Origin of the sequence: Microbacterium immunditiarum (assembly GCF_013409785.1) — a bacterium.
GTDB classification, from domain to species: domain Bacteria; phylum Actinomycetota; class Actinomycetes; order Actinomycetales; family Microbacteriaceae; genus Microbacterium; species Microbacterium immunditiarum.
Map to the genome: position 1 here is coordinate 813381 of NZ_JACCBV010000001.1, position 20774 is coordinate 834154.

The following is a 20774-nucleotide window of genomic DNA, read 5'->3' on the forward strand; positions in this document are numbered from 1 at the left end:
GCGCTTCGTGGCGAGTCGCCGGAAAGGGCGAGGGGCCGAGGGCCGGTTGTCGCGCTATGCCGTGCCATCGATGTCGGCCCGCCGCAGGCGGTACCGGGCGAGGCTCACGAGGCTCACGGCGATGAGCGCCGCCGGGATGACGCTGAAGCTCACGACGATGCCGGCGATCGCGGCATCCGGCTGTGTCACCGAGTCGGTCGCGGTGCTCGAGACATACCCGGTCGCGGCGAGCACGACCGACAGCACCGTCGCCCCGAGGCCGAATCCGGTCGTCTCGCCCGCGGTCCACACGCCGCCGAACGCGCCCGCGCGCCCGTGCCCGTGGGTCGCGGCGTCGTTCGCGATCACGTCGGGGAGCATCGCCATCGGCAGCGACTGCATCGCCGCATACGCGATGCCCGCGAGACCGACCGCGCCGTACAGCCACGCCCCCGGAGCCCAAAGGGCGGCGAGCGTCGAAAGCGCGGCGATCGCGAACACGGTGCTCGCGATCGCGAACGCGCGCTCCTTTCCGATGCGCGCCGCGACCCAGCCCCATGCGGGAGCCGCGAGCAGTGCGGGTGCGATGAGCGCGACGAACAGCAGCGTGACCGCGTCCTCCGACCGCATGACCCACGTTGCGAGGTACTGCGCCCCCGCGAGCATGAGCCCGGTCGCGAGGGCCTGCAGGAAGAACGTCGTCAGGAGCGCGCGGAACGGCTGGCTGCGGCGAAGGGCGGATGCCGCGGCCCGGAACGTCGCCCGCACGCCTCCCTCGCCGGGGCGCACGGCGGTGATCGTCCCGGTGTCGGCCGGGTCGGGCAGGGAGTCCCCCGTGACCGCTTCGCCGATGGCGTCGGCGGTCTCGGCGACGGCGGTGCCGGCATCCGTGATCGTCCGCCGATCCCGCACGACCGCCCGCCGGGCCGAGCCCGTCGCGACGAGCATGCCGAGTCCGATGACGACACCCGAGACGACGCCCATCACGAGATAGCCGGTCGTGGGGTCGCCCGTGATGCCGCGGAGCACGGGGCCGCCGGCGCCGAACAGCAGGATCGCGAACGTGAGCACCACGACGCGCCACGTGAGCAGGCGCGTGCGGGCGTCGTAGCTGTCGGTGAGCTCCGCGGGGAGCGCGATGTACGGCACCTGGAACAGGCTGAACGCGGTCGCCGTCAGCACGAACGCGACGAGCACCCACAGCGCGCCGATCGCCGGGCCGAGCGACGGGGGCACCGCGAACGTCAGCGCGAACAGCACCGGCAGCGTGAGCGCCCCGATGAGCATGAGTCGCCGGCGCGTGCCGCGGCGGGCGAGATCGCGGTCGGTCAGCGACCCGATCACGGGGTCGATGATGACGTCCCACACCTTCGACACCGTGACGATCACCCCCGCGAGGAGGGCGGTGACGCCGAGGTTGTCGGTCAGGTAGTACGTCAGCACGAGGCCCGGCAGCGTGCCGAACCCGCCCGTGCCGATCGAGCCGACGGCGTATTGGGCGATGGTCCCCGCGGAGAGTCGGTCGCGGGGCGCGGTCGAGTCGGCCGAGGGCGACGCGGATGCTGCGGATGCCGCGTCGGGTGCGCGGCGAGCGTCGTTGCTCATCGCGCCAGTGTAAGCGGGCGCGGCGACGGGTTCGCGCGGATCGGGCGCAGGAGATGGTCCGGGCGAAGGACCGATCCCGCCGGACGCGTCCTACCCCCGGACCATCTCCTACCGCCGGAACTCAGCCGGGGCGGGCGCACGCGCGCGCTACTCGCGGAGGAGCTCCTCCTCGGGCACGACCGTCGCACGCGCGAGCCACGCGGGCACCTCGTCCGCACCGGTCGGCGCGGGCCCCGGCACGAACGTGAGCACGCCATCGATGCGCTCGGCGCGCGGCCACGGGTCGGTGAGCGTCGCGAGGAGCGGCGCTCCGCGCACGCCGGCCCCGTCGAGCAGGGCGAGCTCGTCGGCGTTGACGCCGATCGGCTGATCGCCGTTGCCGATGTCGGTCCCGTAGAGCACGCGTCCGCCCGCGGCGGCGAACCGGCCGACGTTGTCGACCGCCACCCGGCGATCGCCGGCGGCGTGGACGCACAGCGTCGAGATCCAGCACTGCCCGCTCGCGACCGCTGCCGCGATGAGGTCGTCTCCGAGAGGTTCGCTGAACGGCGCGTGAGCGAGCACGTCGGCACCTGCCGCGATCGCGCGGGCCGCCATGCCCTCGCCCTCGACGTGCGCGACGACGGGAAGCCCGCGCTCGCGCGCGGCGGAGAGCACGGCCGCGAGCACGTCGTCGTCCAGGACGGGTCCTGCGGTCGAGTTGAGCGAGATCTTGATGACGGATGCCCCGAACTCCGCCTGCTCGTCGACCGCGGTGCGCGCGCCGCCCGGCGCCCCCGCGAGCGTCGACGTCGAACGCACCTCGCGCGAGATCGCCGCCGGCGCCCACGACCGCCCGACGGGATACCCGCCCGGCGCGGTGAGGAACGCCCCGGCGTATGCCACACGGGGAATGCCGTCCGCGGCGCGGCGCGCGAGCGCCACCGGGTCGCCGCCGAGGTCGACGATCCCCGCGATGCCGTGCGCCGCGAGCGGCGCCGGATCGAAGAGGTGCAGGTGGACGTGGTGGTTCACGAGCGGCGGCAGTGCGACGCCCTGCTCACCCGTGATCGCGCGGCGCGCGGGAGTGGCGTCGGTTCCGAGCAGCGTGCGCAGCGCGAAGGGGTCGAGGTGCAGCATCCGTCTCACCCCTCGGCGGGGGAGGGCGCGGGGTCACGCGACGGCTCGCGCAGCTCGGTGCGCACCGCGTACAGCTCGGGGAAGAACGTCAGCTCGAGCGCGCGGCGCAGGAACGGCACACCGCTCGACCCGCCCGTGCCGGTCTTGAGGCCGATGATGCGCTCGACCGTCTTGAGGTGGCGGAACCGCCACAGCTGGAAGTCGTCCTCGAGGTCGACGAGCTCTTCGCACGTCTCGTACGCCGCCCAGTGCGCCTGCGGATCGTCGTAGATGTCGGCGATCACGGGTACGAGCTCGGGCGTGAAGACCCACGCCTTCGTGACGTCGCGCTCGAGCACGCTCGCCGGGATCGGGTAGCCCGCGCGTGAGAGCAGCCGCAGGAACTCGTCGTACAGGCTCGGCGCCTCCAGCGCTTCGCGGACGAGCGCGTGGGCGGCGGGATCCGATTCGAACACCCGCAGCATCGCGGCATTCTTGTTGCCGAGCGTGAACTCGACCGCGCGGTACTGAGCCGATTGGAACCCGCTCGCGTTGCCGAGAACGCCGCGGAACTGCACGTACTCGGCGGGCGTGAGCGTCGCGAGCACCGACCACTGCTCGGTCAACGTCTTCTGGATGTGCTTGACCCGCGCGATCGACTTGAGCGCGGGCGCGAGGTGGTCCTCGCGCAGGAATCGGCACGCGGCTCCGAGCTCATGCAGCACGAGCTTGAGCCACAGCTCCGTGGTCTGATGCTGGATGATGAACAGCAGCTCGTCGTGATGCTCGGGCCGGCTGAGCGGATGCTGCGCCGACAGCAGCGTGTCGAGCTCGAGGTAGCCCCCGTAGCTCATGCGGTCGGTGAAGTCGGTGACGACCGACCCTTCGATCGCCCGGGTGTTGCGTTCGACCCCATCGCTCACAGAGTCAGCCTATGTGGGCGGGGTCGTTTCGTCTCGGGCCTGCGGCCCTCGCGCAACGACCGGGGTCGGGTCAGATGAGCGAAAGCTCGCGCAGCTTCGCCTCGACGTCGCTGTTCGACGGCTCGACGTGGTGCGACGCGTCGGGGTATACGACGACGGGGATGTTCGTGCGGCCCGAGATCTCGCGAGCGACGTCGGCGGCGGCCGGCTCGGCCACGAGGTCGATGTACGTGTAGTCGATGCCGAGCTCGTCGAGCTGCTTCTTGGTGCGAACGCAGTCGCGGCACCAATCGGCACCGAACATCGTGATGGTGGACGAGGCGGGGGAAGTCATGCATCCATTCTCCCGGATGCATCCTGAGGGTCGCCCGGACGTCTCTCCCGCTCGATGAGAGGGCCGCCGCGGCATCCGTGGACACCACGACGGCCCGGTCGCTCAGCCGGCGATCACCACACCGTCGGCTTCGGAGGCTGGGAGACCCACACGTCGAAGAAGCTCGCGAGGTCCTGCCCTGAGATCTCCTCGGCGAGGGCGATGAAGTCGGCGGTCGTCGCGGTGCCTCCGCCGAAGCGGGCGACCCACTCCTGAGCGATGCCGAAGAACGCGGTGTCGCCGACCTTCACGCGCAGCGCGTGAAGCGTCGCGGCGCCGCGGTCGTACACGGGCGTGCCGAAGAGGCCGAGCGGACCCGGGTCGGCCACGACGGTGTTCCAGGTCGAGGACGTCGCCGGGCGGTTCATGACCGCCTGGAAGCGTGCCTGCGCCGTCGACACACCCCGTTCCTCGAGCCAGATCCACGCCGAGTAGGTTGCCCAGCCCTCGTTGAGCCAGATGTCGGCCCACCGTCCGGGACTCACGTGGTTCCCCATCCATTGGTGCGCGAGCTCGTGCGCGACCGTGCTCTCGCCGGCGCTGCCCGAGAAGAACGAGCGGGTCTGCGTCTCGAGCGCGTAGCCCACCGAGTCGTTGTCGACGATCGCGCCGTACGACACGAACGGGTACGGCCCGTAGCGCTCCTCGAAGAACGAGATCATGTCGCTCGTGCGCGCGAGCGCGGCGACCTGGTTCGCGCTTCGCGTGCTGTCGATCGCGTCGATGATCGGCGTGCCGTTGGCGGCCGTGTACTGCTCGAGGCGGAAGTCGCCGACCGTCGCCGTCGCGAGGTAGGCGGCCATCGGGTCGGGTGCGTCCCACGTCCACGTCGTCTTGCCGTCGGCCGTCTCAGACCCGACGAGGAGGCCGTTCGCGACCGCGGTCCTGCCCGCGGGCACTGTGATCCCGAACGAGTACGTCGCCTTGTCGGTGGGGTGGTCGCTCACGGGGAACCACGTCGACGAGCCATCCGGCTCGCTCACGACCATCGCACCATCCCGCGTCGTGACCCAGCCGTAGAGCGCGCCCTCGATGTCGGTGGGACGCGTCGTGGTGCCGCCGTACGCGACGGTGACGGTGGTCGACTGCCCCGTCTTGAGCTTCGGCCGGGGCGTGATGATCAGCTCGTCACCGGTCTGCGTGAACGACATGCTCTTGCTGCCCACGACGACCGACGACGCCGTCAGGCCGCGCAGGTCGAGGTTGAACCGGTCGAGGTCCTGCGTCGCCACGAGCTCGATCGTCGCGACGCCCGACAGCTGCCCCTCGAGCGGAGCGGGGGCGGGCGCCGGCGGCGTGTAGTCGAGGTCGAGGTCGTAGTGAAGCACGTCGATCCCGCCGTTGCCCGCGAGCGGGAAGTACGGGTCACCCGCTCCGTCGGCTCCGGCGCCGTAGCGCGGCTCACCCGGTCGGCCGGGTGCCGCGGAGGCCGCGGTCGAGCCGACGAGGGCCGCGGCGGCCACGATGCCACCGATCACGAGAGCACTGCGATACATCCGTCTGGACACGTCATCCTCCTGACACCCTCGGGGTTCGAGGTGACGCTAGACTGCCCGCGTTTCGTGTGCGTGACAACGGCATGACGGATGCCCCCGGGCTTCGCCGCCCGCCGGTCGCGTGCGACGATGGGTGCCACTGTGCAGCTCTCGGTCATCGTCCCCACCTACAACGAGGCTCCCAACGTCGAGGAGCTCGTCCGCCGTGTCACGAAGGCGATCGAGGGGATCGACGCCGAGATCGTGTTCGTCGACGACAGCACGGATGACACCCCCGACGTCGTCCGGAGGGTGGCGGCATCCGCCGCGATCCCCATCCGTCTGATCCACCGCGAGGCGCGCACCGGCGGCCTCGGGGGAGCGGTGCTCGCGGGGTTCGCGGCCGCCGGATCGGACGCGTGCCTCGTGATCGACGGCGACCTGCAGCATCCGCCCGAGACCATCCCGGCGCTCTACGAGCGGTTCGCGCGCGGAGACGTCGACGTCGTCATCGCGTCGCGGTATGCCGGCGGCGGCACATCCCACGGTCTCGCCGATCGCACGCGCGTCCTCGTGTCCAAGACCTCGACCGCGCTCACGCGCTCGATGTTCCCGATCAAGCTGCGCGACGTGTCCGACCCGATGACGGGCTTCTTCCTCATCGACCGGCGCAGCGTCGACCAGGCGATCCTGCGGCCGCGCGGCTTCAAGATCCTCCTCGAGATCCTCGCGCGCCGCTCGATGCGCGTCGCCGAGGTGCCGTTCGACTTCGCCGGACGCCACGCGGGAGAGTCGAAGGCGTCGATCCGGCAGGGCCTGCATTTCCTCTCGCAGCTCACGGCGCTGCGCTTCGGCAAGATGTCGCTCTTCGCCGTGATCGGCGGGGTGGGCGCGATCGCGAACGTCGCGATCGTATGGGGGCTCACGCAGGTCGGCGTCGGCTACATCATCGCGGCGATCATCGCGGCCGAGGCGACGATCATCGGCAACTTCCTCCTGCAGGAGCGCTTCGTCTTCCACGACATGCGCGAGTCGGCCTCCGCGTGGTGGCTGCGCTTCGCGAAGTCGTTCAGCTTCAACAACGCCGAGGCCCTCGTGCGGATCCCCGTCATCGCGCTCATGGTCGAATCGGGGCACTTCTCCGCGGTCGTCGCGACCGCGATCACGCTGGTGGTCGCGTTCATCGTGCGATTCGTGTTCCACTCGCTCGTGGTCTACGCACCCCGCAAGCCCGGCGCGGCGCCCAGCCGCGCGCGCCAGTTCGTCGAAGAGCTCGACGCGCAGGCGATGTCACCCGGCGAGCTGTGACCCGCCGCGACGCCCGTGGCGCGGACCGGCCGACGGGAGCACACTGAGCGCATGGCCGAGTCCGAAGTGGCCTCCGAACAGCGTCGCCGGTCGACGGGCGTCGTCGACCTGCTCCTCACGACCGGCGGCCTCGCGGTCGTCGGCGCCGTGATCGGGATCACGTGGGCCGCCGCGCTCCGCGCCTACATGGTGGGGCTCGCCGGCTCCGCGACCGTGTTCAGCTGGTGGGGCACGTTCGGTGCCATCCTCACTCCCGGGGCGATCTCGGGCGCCTTGCTCGCCGTCGCGTGGCGCCGCAGCGCGATGGGCCGTGCCTCCGCGTGGTTCGCGTTCGCGCCCGCGCCGCTCGCGGTCGCGACGTTCCTCGAACCGGGCGCTCTCTGGACGCTGCTGACGACGGGACTCGGCGGCGGCGCGATCGGCGTGGTCGCGACCGGCCTGCTCGGCGGCTTCGCGGCCGGGCAGCGCGGACCCGTGTGGGTCAGGGCGCTGTCCGGCGCGGTGTGGGCGGCGATGGTGGTCGGCTTCGCGCTGACACCCGCGCTGGTCGCAGGCCTGCCGCCGACCGACCCGCGCGGAGCGTGGCTCATCGTGCTCGCCGTGGGGCTGATGTTCGTGCTCTCGGTCGCGTGCATCGCGCCGTTCCGGAGCACAGGGGCGGATGCCGCGGCATCCGCCTGATCCGGCCGCGCCCGCGCGATATGATTCACGACATCGGCGCCCTCGCGGTGCCGGACGACTTCGCCGGGGGGCGGAGACGGCGACGGCTCTCGTCGCGTGACATGGGGACCGGGGACTTCCGATGGCTGTCGATGCGACATCTGCGCACACCGCCGGTGCTTCCCCCGACCAGAGCCCGCTCGAGGGCGTGGCACTCGCGCACGACTACGTGACCCAGCGCGGCGGCGCCGAGCGCGTGGCGCTGTCGATGAGCCGCGCGTTCGCCGGGGCGCCGCTCTACACGACGCTCTACCACCCCGAGGGCACGTTCCCCGAGTTCGCGGACGTCGACGTGCGGCCGATGCCGATCAACAGGTGGGGCGTGCTGCGGCGCAATCACCGGCTCGCGCTCCCGTTCCTCGCGCGCGCGGTCTCGGCGCAGCACGTCGAGGCCGATGTGCTGCTCGCGAGCTCGAGCGGCTGGGCGCACGGCATCTCGACGTCGGGCCGCAAGGTCGTGTACTGCCATGCGCCCGCCCGGTGGCTCTATCAGGCGGACCGCTACGCCGGCACCGGGGCGGCCTCTCGCGGGCTGCGCTCGCGCGCGGTCAAGACGGCGACCGACGTCTTCGGTCCGTCGCTGCGGGCGTGGGACCAGAGGGCCGCGCACACGGCGGACCGCTATCTCGTGAACTCGACGGTGATCCAGCGCGCCGTCTCGCAGGTCTACGGCATCGACGCGGAGGTGCTTCCCCCGCCTCCGGCCGTGCTGTCGAGCGACGGCGGGTCGCAGCCGGTCGACGGGGTCGCCCGCCCGTTCGTCCTGTGCGTCGCCCGGCTCCTGCCGTACAAGAACGTCGACCTCGTGATCGAAGCCGTCGCGCGGATCCCCGGGCTCGACCTCGTGATCGTCGGCGACGGTCCCGAGCGCAGGCGCCTCGAAGCGCTCGCGCAGCGCGTCGGGTCGACGACACTCGCGGGGCGGGTCACCGACGAGCAGCTGCGGTGGCTGTACGCCAACGCGGAAGGGCTCGTCGCGGCGTCGTACGAGGACTTCGGACTGTCCCCGCTCGAGGCCGCGGCGTTCGGGCGCCCGACCGCCGCCCTGCGCGACGGCGGCTACCTCGACACCGTCGACCCCGGTCGCACGGGCGTCTTCTTCGACGCGCCGGTGGTCGACGACATCGCGGGCGCGGTGGAGGAGCTGACGCGCACGGAGTGGCGCGCGCACGACATCCGCTCCCACGCGGACGCGTTCTCCGAGGCGCGGTTCGTCGCGCGCCTCCGCCGGATCGTCGAGGAGGAGCTCCATCACCGGTGACCGCAGGCCGTTCACGACGGCCGTGAGGGAGCTGTCCACGCCGGCGGCTTTCGCGGTGATGTTCGGCTCGGCGTTCGCCCTCCTCGCGGTCCTCGCCCTGTCGACCCAGGACGGCCAGCGCTTCGACGCGGCGACCCTCGGGGCGTTCGATGCGCTCCGCGCCGACGGATTCCTGCGCGCGTACGCCGTGCGCGACTGGCTCGCCGGCGCCCTGCTCGTGGTCGCGGCGGTCGCCGGCGTCGAGGCGCTCGTGCGGCGCGCGTGGCGGGCGGTCGCGGCATCCGTCGTGCTCGTCGGCCTCGTGCTCGTCGCGAGCTTCGCGTTCAAGGCCGGCTGGCTGCTCGAGCGCGCCGACCTGGGCGACTTCGCGTACGCGTACAACACGTTCCCGAGCGGGCACGCCGCCGCCGCGCTTGCCGCGGTCGTCGCCGTCGCGTGGCTGAATCCGCGATGGCTCAACGGCGCGGTGCTCGTCGTGCTCGCGGTCGTGTGCGGGGCGGTCGCGGTCGCGTCCCTGCTGTCGTTCGCGCATCGCCTGTCGGACGTGCTCGGGGGCGTCCTGCTCACCGGCGCCATCGCGTTCGCGATCACCGCGGTCGTGGCTCCGTGGCCGCGGCGCCGCCCCGACCGCTGGGTGTACGGCGCGCTCGCCGCGTGCGCCGCCGGGGGCACCGTCGTCGGGGTCGCGATGCTCGGGGCGGGCGTGCCCGTCGACCTCGTCGTCGCGGCGGGGTTCGCGGGGTGCGCGGCCGCGATCGCCGTGGTGGTGCGGATGCAGCATCCGATGTCGCGCGAGCGCCAGGCCGTTTCCCGGGCGTCCTCACGGGTCATCTGAAGGTCGGCGTGGGGGCGTCGCCGTGTAGCCTGTACGTGGTTGCTGGTGCACCGGTTCCAGGGCGGATTCCGTCAGGGGCAAGTATGATCCGCCAGGGCGGCGGGCTTGGGATCAGCGGTTCGTCGGCGGGATGGTGACCGCGGAGACCGATCAGGGGTTGAATGTGACGCTTCGACAAGTGCTCGAGGTGCTGTGGCAACGAGCGTGGATCATCATCCTCGTCACAGTCATCGCCGTCGTCAGCGCCGGAGCGTACCTCGCCATCCGCGACGTGAGCTACCGCACGACCGGCACCGTCCGCCTCAACCCCGTCGTGAGCGAGGCGTCGATCTCGGGCGAGATCGGCGGGGTCATCATCGACCTCGACCCCGACACCGTCACGGCGCCCATCATCCTCGACAAGGCCGCCGAGCTGCTCAGCGAGCCCGCGGGCTCGCTCAACGGGCAGATCAGCGTCGACCTCGACGAGAGCTCGCGCACCGGGCGCCTCTTCGTGACCGGCACCGGCCCCTCGCCGGAGTCGGCGCGGGATCGCGCGGACGCGGTGATCGAGGCGTACCGCGCCTACGTCGACGAGCAGATGGTCACCGCGGAGGCGACGCTGCGCGAGCGCCACTCGGCCGCGATCGCCGAGGCGAGCGCGCTGCAGGAGGAGGTGCGTCGCAACCCCGCCAACGCGATCGCGACGACGAACCTCGCGACCGCGCTGGGCGAGATGAGCCGGATGCAGGCACAGCTCGACGCGATCGCGACGAGCGGTCCCGCGACGACGGTGCTCGACGACGCCCCCCTCGGCACGGCGACCGTGCCCGACCCCGCGCTCGTGCTCGGGCTCGCTCTGCTGTCCGGGCTCATCGTCGGCATCGGCGCTGCCCTCATCCGCGATCAGTTCGACAACCGCCTGCGTGGCGCCGATGAAGTCGAAGAGATCAGCGGCGCCACGTCGCTGGGCGAGCTGCGGTGGGATCCGGCCGTCAAGAAGCTGAACCCGCCGCTGCCGGTCGCGAGCAGTCACCGCACCGACCTCAGCGAAGGCCTCCGCTCCGTGCGGTCGACGCTGCAGGTGCTCATGCCGCCGCGCAACGCGGTGATCGTCGTCACGAGCGTCGAGCCGGGGGACGGCAAGTCGTTCGTGACGGCGAACCTCGCGCTCGCGTGGGCGCGTGCCGGCAAGCAGGTCATCCTCGTCGGCGGCGATCTGCGCAGGCCCGATCTCGCGCGCTACTACGGCGAGGCGGCGGACGGCGAGGGCGTGGCCGAGCTGCTTGTGCGTCACGCCGACGGCAAGCCCATCACCGAGGACGCGACCGAGTCGCTCCTCAACTTCACCGGCTACCGCCGGCTCCGCCTCCTCCCGTCGGGAGCGGAGCCGCCCGACCCCGCCGACCTGCTCGCCGGAGCCGGGTACCCGGTTCTCGTCGACAAGCTGCGGAGCCTCGCCGACGTCGTCATCATCGACTCGCCTCCCGCGATGGGCCTTGCCGACGCGTCGCTGCTCGCGGCGCACACCGATGGCGCAGTGGTCATGGCATCCGTCCGCCGCACCGACCGGGTCCTGCTCTCCGACACTGTCGCCGGGCTGCGCGCGAACGGCGTCGAGGTGCTGGGTGTGGTGGCGAACCGCGGCCGCAAGAAGCTTCCGAAGACGTACTCCGCGTACTACCTGCGCCCGAGCGACACACGCCAGACCGCGCCGCGGCTGACGCCCCAGTCGCTGCCGATCGACACCGACGTCGACGACTTCGAGATCGACGCGGGCGAGGCGGCCGACCGCCCGCCCCTTGCGCGGCGTCGGTCGAACGGCGCCGTCGCGGTCACGTCGTCCTCGCGCAACGGGCCGAATCCTGATTCCGAGCGGGAGCTGGAGACCGACACCGAATGACTTCGAGCATGCCCTACGGGGGCAGCCACTCGGCCCCAGTGCGGTCACCTGACCGCGTGCCGGGCCAGACCGAAGTCCTGTTCGTGTGCCGCGCCAACCAGTGCCGCTCGCCCTACGCCGAGGCGATCGCGACGCGACTGGCGAACGGTCGGCCGATCCGCTTCCACTCCGGCGGGCTGCTCTCGGGCGGCATGCCGATGCCCGAGACGGGGCGACGCCTGGGCGCCGCCCTCGGCTACTCGTTCGGCGAGCACCGCAGTCGTGAGCTCGACCTCCTCGACCTCGACGGCTTCGACGTGATCCTGACGGCGGCTCGCGAGCAGGCGCGCGAGATCGTCGGAGCCAATCCCGACCTGTGGCCGCGCGTCTTCACGGTCAAGCAGTTCTCGCGGTGGCTCGACGACCAGCGCCGGCCGCCGCGTGCGATCGTGGGCTCGTGGCTCGACGCCGTGGCGGCCGATCGCGACCGCCGTTCGCTCCTTGGCGACGATCCCGCCGACGACGTGGCCGACCCGCTCGGGCTCCCCGAGCCGGCGTGGACGGCGATGGTCGACGAGCTGAAGACCCACCTCGCGAGGATCATCGACGGGCTGTCGCCGCGGCGGTCGGATCAGTCCTGAAGCAACGGGTCGAGCACCGCGCGGAGCATCCGCCACGATCTGGACCAATCACGCTCCTCCGCGCGCGCCCGCGCCGCGCGGCCGAGCTCCGCGCGATGCGCGGGGTCGTCGTCGAGCCGTCGCAGCTCCGCAGCGAGCGCCTCGGGATCGTCCGGTTCCACGAGGATCCCCGCGTGGCCGACGACCTCGGGGATGCCCCCGACGCGGCTCGCGATGACAGGGAGGCCCGTCGCCATCGCCTCGCCGAGCGTCAGTCCGCTGGGCTCGCGCCAGCGCGAGGGGACGACGAAGGCATCCGCTTCGCGCAGCAGACCGGGAAGCGCGTCGCGGTCGACGAACGGCTCGAAGCGGATGCGGCGACCCGACTCTTCCGCGAGCGCGCGCAGCGACCGCTCGTACGACGACTGCGGGGCGCTCCGATCGAAGCCGATGCTGCCGACGATCGTGAACTCGAATCGGCCGGCCGGCAGAAGGGCGGCCGCGCGCACGAGCACGTCCGGCCCCTTGTCGGCGAACACGCGGCCGGCGAACATCACGCGCAGCGGTCGGCCCGGCTCGTCGTCGCCGTGCGGCGCGGGGAAGAAGCGCGCCGTGTCGACGCCGTTGTCGACGACGTGGACGCGGGACGCGAGCGACGCGGGAAGCTGCTCGGCGGTGTGCGCGGCGAGGTCCGCGCTCACGCACACGATCGCGGCGACATCGCCGAGGGTGCGGTCGGCTTCGCGGCGGGTGACCGTGCGCAGCAGGTCGTTGTGCGCGTAGAGCACGACGCGGTGAGGAGAGCCGCGGAGCAGGCGGGGGAGCACGAGTGCGTTGTGGCCGATGACGACGGATGCAGGGCGATCCGCGAGCGCGGCGGCGAGAGGGCTCCACGCCCGCGCCGCTCCGCGGCGGGGAAGCCCGAGCCGGCCTGCGGCGGCGTCGGCCGCGCGCGCGACGAAGCCGGGAGGGGCGGCGCCGGCGTACTCGATGAGCTCGGCACTCGGGTACCGGGGACGGTAGGTGGACGCGTCGACGAGGACGGCGTGACGCCACGGCGACGACGCATCGGATGCCGCGGCCGACGCCAGCCCGTCGACGACCGTGGGGATCGCGGAGCCCGTGCGCGGAGAGAAGTGATCGCCTGGCGTGATCGCGTGGATGATCGACGGCGTCATATGCGCACGCCTCGCGTGCGCCGGAAGACGGTCTGGATCGGTGCCGGCGTCCGCACGACGCCGTTCGCCTTGTCTCGCGCCTCCACGCCGACGCAGATGCCGGCGATCATCCACAGGATCGAGGCGTGCCCGGCGACCCAGTAGATGTCGAACTGCGCCTGCGCGAACCGGCCGACGACCACGGCGAGGGCCAGGGTCCCGTAGACGGGGTTCATCTTCGCGAGGATCCAGATGGCGGCGCCGAACATGGCCAGGAAGCCGATGAGGCCGAGGAGGCCCACCGTGGTCAAGACCTCGAGGAGCACATTCGGCGGCTGGAAGCCGGAGTATCCCGTGTGGCCGGTCGTCCACCACCGGTGGCCGACGCCGAACAGCGGCGACTGCCGCCACACCTTGAAGGAGTCGTTGTACCAGCTCAGGCGCTGGTTCGACGAGTTGAACTCGTCACCCGACTCGAGCTGCTCCATGACCGCCGCCCACACGAAGTACGCGACCGGGATGAGGATGAGCCACATCCAGCGCGACCGCTTTCCGTTGTGGAAGCGAGGTCGCAGGCCGATGATGAGCACGCCGACGAGAGCGCCGATGAGCGCCTGTCGCGACTGGGCGGCGAGCATTCCCGCTCCGAACACGGCGAAGCTCACGTACCCGAACATGGGGCGCCAGTCCAGCCACGGCGGATTGGCGAACGCGATGAGCGAGCCGATCATGAGGATCGCGCCGAGCGCGTTCTTGTGCAGCTCGCCGAGGTAGACCGGCGTGAAGCCGTTGCTGAAGGACGTCGCGATCGCGGAGACCGCCAGCACCCAGCAGATGCCGACGTAGAGGCCGAGGGCGAGGCGCGCATGGCCCTCGCGGCCGACGACGAACCCGACGACGAGGCTGCCGAGCACGAGTGCGATCTCGTGCGCCCACTCGATGTAGTTGGCGGGGTACTGGTTGAGAAGGAGCTGCGGCGTGGAGAGAGCGAGGTAGCACGTGCCGGCCCACACGAGCGGCTGGAGCGCGATGGCACCGCGTCCGCGCAGCAGGAGGAGCGCGATGATCGAGCACAGGCCGAGGACGAGGTCCGCCGCGCTCATGGGCCCGACCCGGATCACCGCCATCGACGCGGGCACCGCCAGCACGGGGATGAGCGAGAGGTCGACCGCCGCCACCCCGATGAGGAGCACGATGATGGCGAACGGGATCGCGAAGTCGGTCTGGATCGTCGCGACGAGCCCCACCGCGAGCCCGAGCAGGGCCAGAGCGGCCACGCCGAGGACGATGCGGGCAGCGTTCCTCAGCCGGAACGCGCGCGCGAGAACCCCAGCCCGCAATGTGGTCACGCCACCAATGGTACGGACCGCGCCGAGGCGCCGACACCGGGACGGCTAGGGTGGCCCCAGCGCCGCGACAGGGAGGGGAAGCCGTGAACACCGTCCCACCGCCCCGGCGCGTCCTCGTGCTGACGCACACGGGAGACGTCGGCGGTGCCGAGACCGCCCTCCTCCGGCTCATCGGCGCCCTCGACGCCGGCCGGTTCGCCGTGCAGGTCACGACGCTCGAAGATGGCGATCTCGTCCAGCGACTCAACGACGGGGGCGTGCTCGTCTCGATGCTCGACGCGGGGCGGCTGGTGCGCGTCACGCGCGACCGCACGATCGCCTCGCCGTTCGCGGTGCTGCGCAACGCGGGCGACACGCTGCGCACCGCGCGCCGGCTGCGCGCGCACGTCCGGGCCGAGAAGCCCGATCTCATCGTCGCGAACTCGCTCAAGGCGGCGGTGCTCCTCGCGTTCACCGCACCGGGCACGCGCACGCCGTGGGTGTGGCACCTCCACGATCGCCTCGCGTCCGACTACCTGCCCGCTCCCGTCGCCGCGGCCATGCGGATGCTCGCCCGGGTCGGCCCGCGCCGCGTCGTCGCCAACTCGCGTGCGACGGCCCAGACGCTGGGGCGCTCGGGCCGGGGCAGGACGACCGTCGCGTATCCGGGGGTCGACGCATCCGCCTTCCACCGTGAGGTGTCGGACGGGCGCGACGGGCCCGTCGGCATCGTCGGCCGGGTGAGCCGCACGAAGGGGCAGGCCGAGTTCCTCGACGCCGCCGAGATCGTGGCGCGGTCGCTGCCGGACGTGCGGTTCCGGATCGTGGGCGCAGCGCTGTTCGAGGATCGCGACGACGAAGAGGCGCTGCGCCGCCGTACCGCAGAGTCGGAACTGCTCGCCTCGCGCGTCGAGTGGGCCGGGTGGTCGAGCGACGTGCCGGGCGAGCTGCGCCGACTGGGGCTGTTCGTGCACGCGTCGCCCACGCCCGAGCCCTTCGGGCAGATCGTCGTCGAGGCGATGCTCTCGGGCGTGCCGGTCGTGGCGACGGATGCCGGGGGAGTGCCCGAGATCCTCGACCCCGCGAGCGCGGGCGGCGAGCCGATCGCGGACGGCGTCCGCCGCACCCAGTCGGGTCTGCTCGTGAAGCCCGGCGATGCCCAGGCGCTCGCGCGGGCGATCCGCTGGGCGCTGGAGCACCGTGCCGAATCGACGGATGCCGCGCGTCACGCGCAGGCGGACGCCGCCGACCGCTTCGGCATCGAGCGCACGGCCGCGGTCGTCGAAGGGGTCTGGGACGAGGTGGTCGAGCGCGCCCGCGGGCGCCGTCGCCGCTGACGCGGGGCCGCGTGGCGCGGCATCCGTGAACCGTCCCGAGTCCCGTCCGTGGCACCCGGTACGCCCGGACCGTCGCGGGAGTCGGTGGGTGGCGTGTACAATGCAGCGAGTTGCGACTGGGGTTTCGCGACGCGAGTGTGACTGGGGTCACCTGTCTGGGGGATGTGGTTCGCGTGCACGGTGGCGAGCAGGGGTCTGGGGAGCAGGCGAACGGCAAGAGCCGCCGCCTGCGCGTGCGGCACTGGGCGATCCCGCTTGCGGCGGTCGTCGCTGTGGGCGCGCTCACCGTCTCGCTGACCGGCTGGCCCGGCTCCCGCACGCCCGAACCCGCGCTCGCCGCCGACACCGAGTCGCACCCCGATCCCGACGTCATCATCGGCGCCGACCCGCAACAGGCTCGCGACATCGGCGGCGAGGTCGGACAGGACATCGGCGCCAACTTCCCGTACTCGCAGTCGGGGCCCGGCGGGCAGAAGACCGTTGCCGGCTCGCTGTGGTGGAAGTACGTCGCGCCCAAGACCGGTCCCGTCCGCTTCTCCACGGTGGGCAGCGAGATCGACACCGCGATCGCGGTGCGCGAGGAGGCGCCCGACGGTCCGGTCATCGGCTCGGGAACGGATGCCGGCGACCTCGACACGGCCGAGGTGACGGTCGAGGTCGAGGAGTCGGCCACGTACTTCGTGGAGGTCACCGCCGAAGAGGGGGACCCCCAGGCGGGTCTCGTCGTTCTCTCGTGGCAGCCTGTCACGACCGCGGCCGCGGTCGAGCCGGCGTACAGCGCGCCCGAGATCCCGCTCGTGGGCACCACGGGCGAGAAGCCGCAGTCCAAGCTGTGGAACGCGAACGGGTCGTGGTGGGCCGTGCTCGCGTCGGCCAGCTCGCAGGCGCCCGGCACGTGGGTGTGGCGCCGGGACGGCGGCGTGTGGTCCGCCGTGCACAAGGTGTCCGACCGCACGGACGTCCGCGCCGACGTCCTGCAGAGCGGCGAGGTCGTCCACATCCTGCTCCACGGGCCGTCGACGAGCCTCGTGTCGCTGCAGTACGACGCCGACGCGCACAGCTACGTCCCGTGGTCGTCGCGCACGACCGCGACCTCGGTCTCGCTCCCCGGCAGCGAGACCGCCACGATCGACCTCGACAGCACCGGCCGCATGTGGCTCTCGACCGAGACCTCGAGCCAGATCCAGGTGCGCTGGGCGGATGCCCCGTACTCGTCGTTCTCGTCGCCGATCACCGTCGCGAGCGGCATCGCCGACGACGACATCTCGCTGGTCGTGGCGCTTCCCGGGCGCATCGGCGTGTTCTGGTCGAACCAGAACACGGAGCGCTTCGGCTTCCGCACGCACGTCGATGGCGCGTCGCCCTCGACGTGGACCGCCGACGAGGTCCCGGCGGGCTCATCCGCCCTCAACGTGGGCAACGGCATGGCCGATGACCACATGAACGCCGCCGTGAGCTCGAACGGCACCCTGTACGTCGCGATCAAGACGTCGTACGACTCCGCGAACCGCACCGTGATCGGCCTGCTCGTGCGCCGGCCGAACGGCGCGTGGGACCCGATCCGCGAGGTGGACCGCCGCGGCACGCGACCCAACGTCCTCATCGACGAGGCCACCGGCACGCTGCGCGTCGTCTACACCGCGAGCGAGCAGCTCGACGACATGCTCGAGAAGGTCACGACGCTGTCCGACCTGAGCTTCTCCGGCAACCCCGACGTCGTGCTCGACGGCTCGTACAACAACATCACGAGCACGAAGCGCAACGTCGGCGGGTCGGTGCTCGCCATGGCGGGCGGCTCGTCGTCGACCGGCACGGCTTCGCTCGCCTGGGTGCACCCCGGTGCGCCGACCGCGGAGGACGTGACCGCCTCCACGGCGCCGGGCACCGCGGTGTCCGGTCTGTTCGACGTGTCAGCCGGCGACCCGGTCGAGCAGGCCGAGATCGTCACGCAGCCCGCGTCGGGCTCCGTCTCGCTGGCGGGCGTCACGGGCTTCACTTACACCCCGGCGACCGGCTTCACGGGCGTCGACTCCTTCACGTACCGCGTGCGCGCCGGCACGCTGTGGTCGAACACGGCCACAGTGCGCGTCGCCGTCGCCGAGGACGCGAGCCTCATCGGCGCATGGGAGCTCGACGAGGGCGCCGGCACGACGGTCGCGGACTCGTCGGTGTGGGGCCACGACGGCACGGTGCTCGGCACCGCGTCGTGGATCCCCGGCGTCGGCGGCGGAAGCGCGCTCGACCTCGACGGGGCGAGCGGCCGGGTCTCGATCCCCGACAGCGCCGCGTTCCACGACGTCGACCAGCTCACGGTCGCGGCGTGGGTGCGCAGCGACAAGGTCGACACGCAGTACGTCGTGAAGAAGGCCGACGGCGGCGGAGTCGACGGATTCGAGCTCAGCTTCGCGTCGTCCGGTCGCCCGTACTTCCGCCTGAGCCAAGCGACGTACGACAACGCGTACCGCCTGCAGGCGCCCGCGGCGACCCCGGCCGACGGTTCGACCTGGACGCACATCGTCGGCACGTACGACGGCTCGATCATGCGCCTGTACCTCAATGGCGCGCAGGTCGCGAGCATGGCGGGTCCGCCCTCCCTCGCCGACAACTCGCTGCCGCTCATGATCGGCGGCCAGCCGAGCGGCGGCTACACCCTGGACGGCGGCGTCGACGGCGTGCGCGTGTACGACCGCTCGCTGTCGGCGGCTGAGATCGCGGAGCTCTTCGCGTCCGCGTCGGGCGAGACCCCGACGCCCACGCCGACCCCGACGCCGACCACTCCGGCTGAGCCGGTCGAGCCCGGCGCGGCCGGCTTCTGGAGCTTCGACGAGGCATCCGGCTCGTCCGCTGTGGACGCGTCCGGCCTCGGCAACGACGGCTCGGTCGGCTCCGGTGTGACCCGAGTGCCGGGCAGGCTGGGCGGCGGACTCGACTTCAACGGCACGTCGGGCCGGGTGACGGTGCCGGATGCCGCGGCCCTCGACATCAGCGGGCCGATCACGGTCTCGGCGTGGGTGAGCCCCGATGCCACCAAGACCCAGTACATCGTCAAGAAGGCCGACGGCTACGCGACGGACGGCTATGAGCTGTCGATCGCGAGCAACGGCCGGCCGTTCTTCCGCCTCAACGAGAAGACGAGCTCGAACACGTACCGCGTGAACGCGCCGTCCGCGATCCCGGCGAACGGTTCGACGTGGACGCACCTCGTGGGCGTCTACGACGGCTCGACGATGCGGCTGTACGTCAACGGCACCCAGGTGGCGACCCTCGCGGGCCCGGCGTCGATCGCGACGAACAACCTGCCCCTCGTGATCGGCGACCAGCCCGCGGGCGGCTACGCCTTCGACGGGCGGATCGACGAGGCACGCGTGTACTCGCGGGCCCTGTCGGCTGCCGATGTCCAGTCACTGTTCACGACAGGCTCGACCGCGGGTGGCTCGACGCCCGAGCCGACGCCGACTCCCGAGCCGACGCCGGAGCCCACTCCCACGCCGACCCCGACTCCGACGACGCCGCCGGAGCCGGTCGCGGCGGGTGTGTGGAGCTTCGACGAGGCCTCCGGGTCGACGGCCACGGACGCGTCGGGTCTCGGCAACAACGGCACGCTCGGTGCGGGCGTCGCGCGCGTCACGGGCAAGCTCGGCGGCGGGCTGGACTTCAACGGCACGATCGGGCGTGTGACGGTGCCGGATGCCACCTCCCTCGACATCAGCGGACCGCTGACCGTCTCGGCCTGGGTCCGCCCCGACATCACCAAGACGCAGTACGTCGTGAAGAAGGCGGACGGCTCGACGACCGACGGGTACGAGCTGGCGATCGCGAGCAACGGACGGCCGTTCTTCCGCCTCAATGAGAAGACGAACTCGAACACCTTCCGGGTCAACGCCCCGGCCGCCGTCCCGACGGGATCGTGGACTCACTTGACGGGCGTGTACGACGGATCGACCATCCGCCTGTACGTGGACGGTGCGCAGGTCGCGTCGGGGGCCGGTCCGGCCTCGATCGCGAAGAACAGCCTGCCTCTCGTGATCGGCGACCAGCCGGCGGGCGGTTTCGCGTTCGACGGGCGCATCGACGAGGCGCGCGTGTACTCCGGAGCCTTGTCGGCCACCGAGGTCGAGGCGCTGTTCACGGCGGGCTCGGCGCCCGCTCCGACGCCCACGCCGACTCCGACCCCGACGCCGACGCCCACACCGACTCCGACTCCGACCCCGACTCCGACTCCCACCGCCCCGGTCGGTGACGAGGTCGCGCTGTGGTCGTTCGAGGAGGCATCCGGCACGACCGTCACGAGCACCACCGGCATCGCGGGCACCGCGAGCGGCGGCGTGACGCGCGTCACCGGCGCGAAGGGCAGCGCACTGCGCTTCGACGGAACGAACGGCCGCGTCACCGTGCCGCACGCCCAGGCGATCAATCTCACGGGCGCACTGACGATCGCCGCCTGGGTCAAGCCCGAGCGTCAGGGCACGCAGTACATCGCGAAGAAGTCGGTGATCGGCTCGGTCGACGGCTACGAGCTCGCCCTCGCGAGCAACGGGCTCGCGTTCTTCCGTCTCAACGAGGCCACCTCGGGCAACACTTATCGCGTGAACGCGACGACGGCCTACCCGACTTCCGGATCGACGTGGGTGCACCTCGCCGCGACGTACGACGGCATCACGATCCGAATCTTCGTCAACGGAGCGCTGCAGGCGTCGGCGCCCGGTCCTGCCGCCGTGGCATCGAACACGTCGGCCCTCGCCTTCGGCGACCAGCCCGGCGGCGGCTTCCCGCTGCGCGGCGCCGTCGACGAGGTGTTCCTCGACGACCGGGCGCTGACCGCGCAGGAGGTCGCCGCTCTCGCCGTACCCTGAGATGATGGTGCCGGCTCACGCCGGGCAGTCTGGGGAACGGA

15 protein-coding genes are annotated in these 20774 nt (G+C 72.0%); 8 read left to right on the top strand and 7 right to left on the bottom strand.

Translation table 11 applies throughout. The annotated features are described in order from the left end of the window. Positions 1 to 54: 54 nt before the first annotated feature. From BJ991_RS03590 to BJ991_RS03610, 5 genes are all read right to left on the bottom strand, one after another. Positions 55 to 1584: an MFS transporter gene (locus tag BJ991_RS03590; RefSeq protein ID WP_179487531.1), complete on the bottom strand. Its 1530-nt coding sequence runs from the start codon at positions 1582 to 1584 to the stop codon at positions 55 to 57. Between the two features lie 147 nt (positions 1585 to 1731). Then, complete coding sequence (locus BJ991_RS03595) at positions 1732 to 2703, bottom strand: amidohydrolase family protein (protein ID WP_246301015.1); 972 nt, start codon at positions 2701 to 2703, stop codon at positions 1732 to 1734. A gap of 5 nt (positions 2704 to 2708) precedes the next feature. Next, a complete protein-coding gene (kynA, locus tag BJ991_RS03600) occupies positions 2709 to 3605 on the bottom strand; it encodes a tryptophan 2,3-dioxygenase (RefSeq protein ID WP_343048638.1) in 897 nt (298 codons plus the stop codon). 70 nt (positions 3606 to 3675) lie between these two features. Beyond that, a complete protein-coding gene (locus tag BJ991_RS03605; protein ID WP_179487533.1) occupies positions 3676 to 3939 on the bottom strand; it encodes a glutaredoxin family protein in 264 nt (87 codons plus the stop codon). 113 nt (positions 3940 to 4052) lie between these two features. Next, on the bottom strand, positions 4053 to 5486 hold the full coding sequence (locus tag BJ991_RS03610; protein ID WP_343048639.1) for a M1 family metallopeptidase: 1434 nt from the start codon (positions 5484 to 5486) through the stop codon (positions 4053 to 4055). Positions 5487 to 5603: 117 nt separating this feature from the next. Here BJ991_RS03610 and BJ991_RS03615 point away from each other — a divergent pair, with 117 nt between their 5' ends. The 6 genes from BJ991_RS03615 to BJ991_RS03640 all read left to right on the top strand — a co-directional run bounded on the left by BJ991_RS03615 (position 5604) and on the right by BJ991_RS03640 (position 12079). Continuing rightward, positions 5604 to 6761 carry a glycosyltransferase gene (locus tag BJ991_RS03615; protein WP_218852854.1) on the top strand — a complete coding sequence of 386 codons (1158 nt, stop codon included), beginning with the start codon at positions 5604 to 5606 and terminating at the stop codon, positions 6759 to 6761. Positions 6762 to 6812: 51 nt separating this feature from the next. Then, positions 6813 to 7442 (top strand): hypothetical protein, encoded by a 630-nt coding sequence (locus tag BJ991_RS03620; protein WP_179487535.1) that lies wholly within the window; start codon positions 6813 to 6815, stop codon positions 7440 to 7442. A gap of 121 nt (positions 7443 to 7563) precedes the next feature. After that, entirely contained in the window at positions 7564 to 8742 is a 1179-nt protein-coding gene (locus BJ991_RS03625) for a glycosyltransferase (RefSeq protein WP_179487537.1), read from the top strand. Between the two features lie 22 nt (positions 8743 to 8764). Beyond that, a complete protein-coding gene (locus tag BJ991_RS03630; RefSeq protein WP_179487539.1) occupies positions 8765 to 9577 on the top strand; it encodes a phosphatase PAP2 family protein in 813 nt (270 codons plus the stop codon). Between the two features lie 163 nt (positions 9578 to 9740). Further along, the gene (locus tag BJ991_RS03635) at positions 9741 to 11459 is read left to right on the top strand and encodes a polysaccharide biosynthesis tyrosine autokinase (RefSeq protein WP_179487541.1); all 1719 of its coding nucleotides are present in this window, start codon (positions 9741 to 9743) and stop codon (positions 11457 to 11459) included. A 56-nt stretch (positions 11460 to 11515) separates the two neighbouring features. Next, positions 11516 to 12079 carry an arsenate reductase/protein-tyrosine-phosphatase family protein gene (locus BJ991_RS03640; protein WP_179487543.1) on the top strand — a complete coding sequence of 188 codons (564 nt, stop codon included), beginning with the start codon at positions 11516 to 11518 and terminating at the stop codon, positions 12077 to 12079. On the opposite strand, the gene BJ991_RS03645 is transcribed toward BJ991_RS03640, so the two are convergent. Together BJ991_RS03645 and BJ991_RS03650 are read right to left on the bottom strand one after the other, a co-directional pair. Continuing rightward, positions 12070 to 13236 (bottom strand): glycosyltransferase family 4 protein, encoded by a 1167-nt coding sequence (locus BJ991_RS03645; RefSeq protein WP_179487545.1) that lies wholly within the window; start codon positions 13234 to 13236, stop codon positions 12070 to 12072. The genes BJ991_RS03640 and BJ991_RS03645 overlap by 10 nt on opposite strands. After that, positions 13233 to 14564 (bottom strand): O-antigen ligase family protein, encoded by a 1332-nt coding sequence (locus tag BJ991_RS03650; RefSeq protein ID WP_179487547.1) that lies wholly within the window; start codon positions 14562 to 14564, stop codon positions 13233 to 13235. Before BJ991_RS03650 ends, BJ991_RS03645 begins: the two co-directional genes overlap by 4 nt. A gap of 83 nt (positions 14565 to 14647) precedes the next feature. Between BJ991_RS03650 and BJ991_RS03655 the strand changes: the two genes are divergently transcribed. Together BJ991_RS03655 and BJ991_RS03660 are read left to right on the top strand one after the other, a co-directional pair. Next, entirely contained in the window at positions 14648 to 15880 is a 1233-nt protein-coding gene (locus tag BJ991_RS03655) for a glycosyltransferase (protein ID WP_179487549.1), read from the top strand. A gap of 173 nt (positions 15881 to 16053) precedes the next feature. After that, the gene (locus BJ991_RS03660) at positions 16054 to 20733 is read left to right on the top strand and encodes a LamG-like jellyroll fold domain-containing protein (protein WP_179487551.1); all 4680 of its coding nucleotides are present in this window, start codon (positions 16054 to 16056) and stop codon (positions 20731 to 20733) included. The last annotated feature ends 41 nt before the right edge of the window (positions 20734 to 20774 follow it).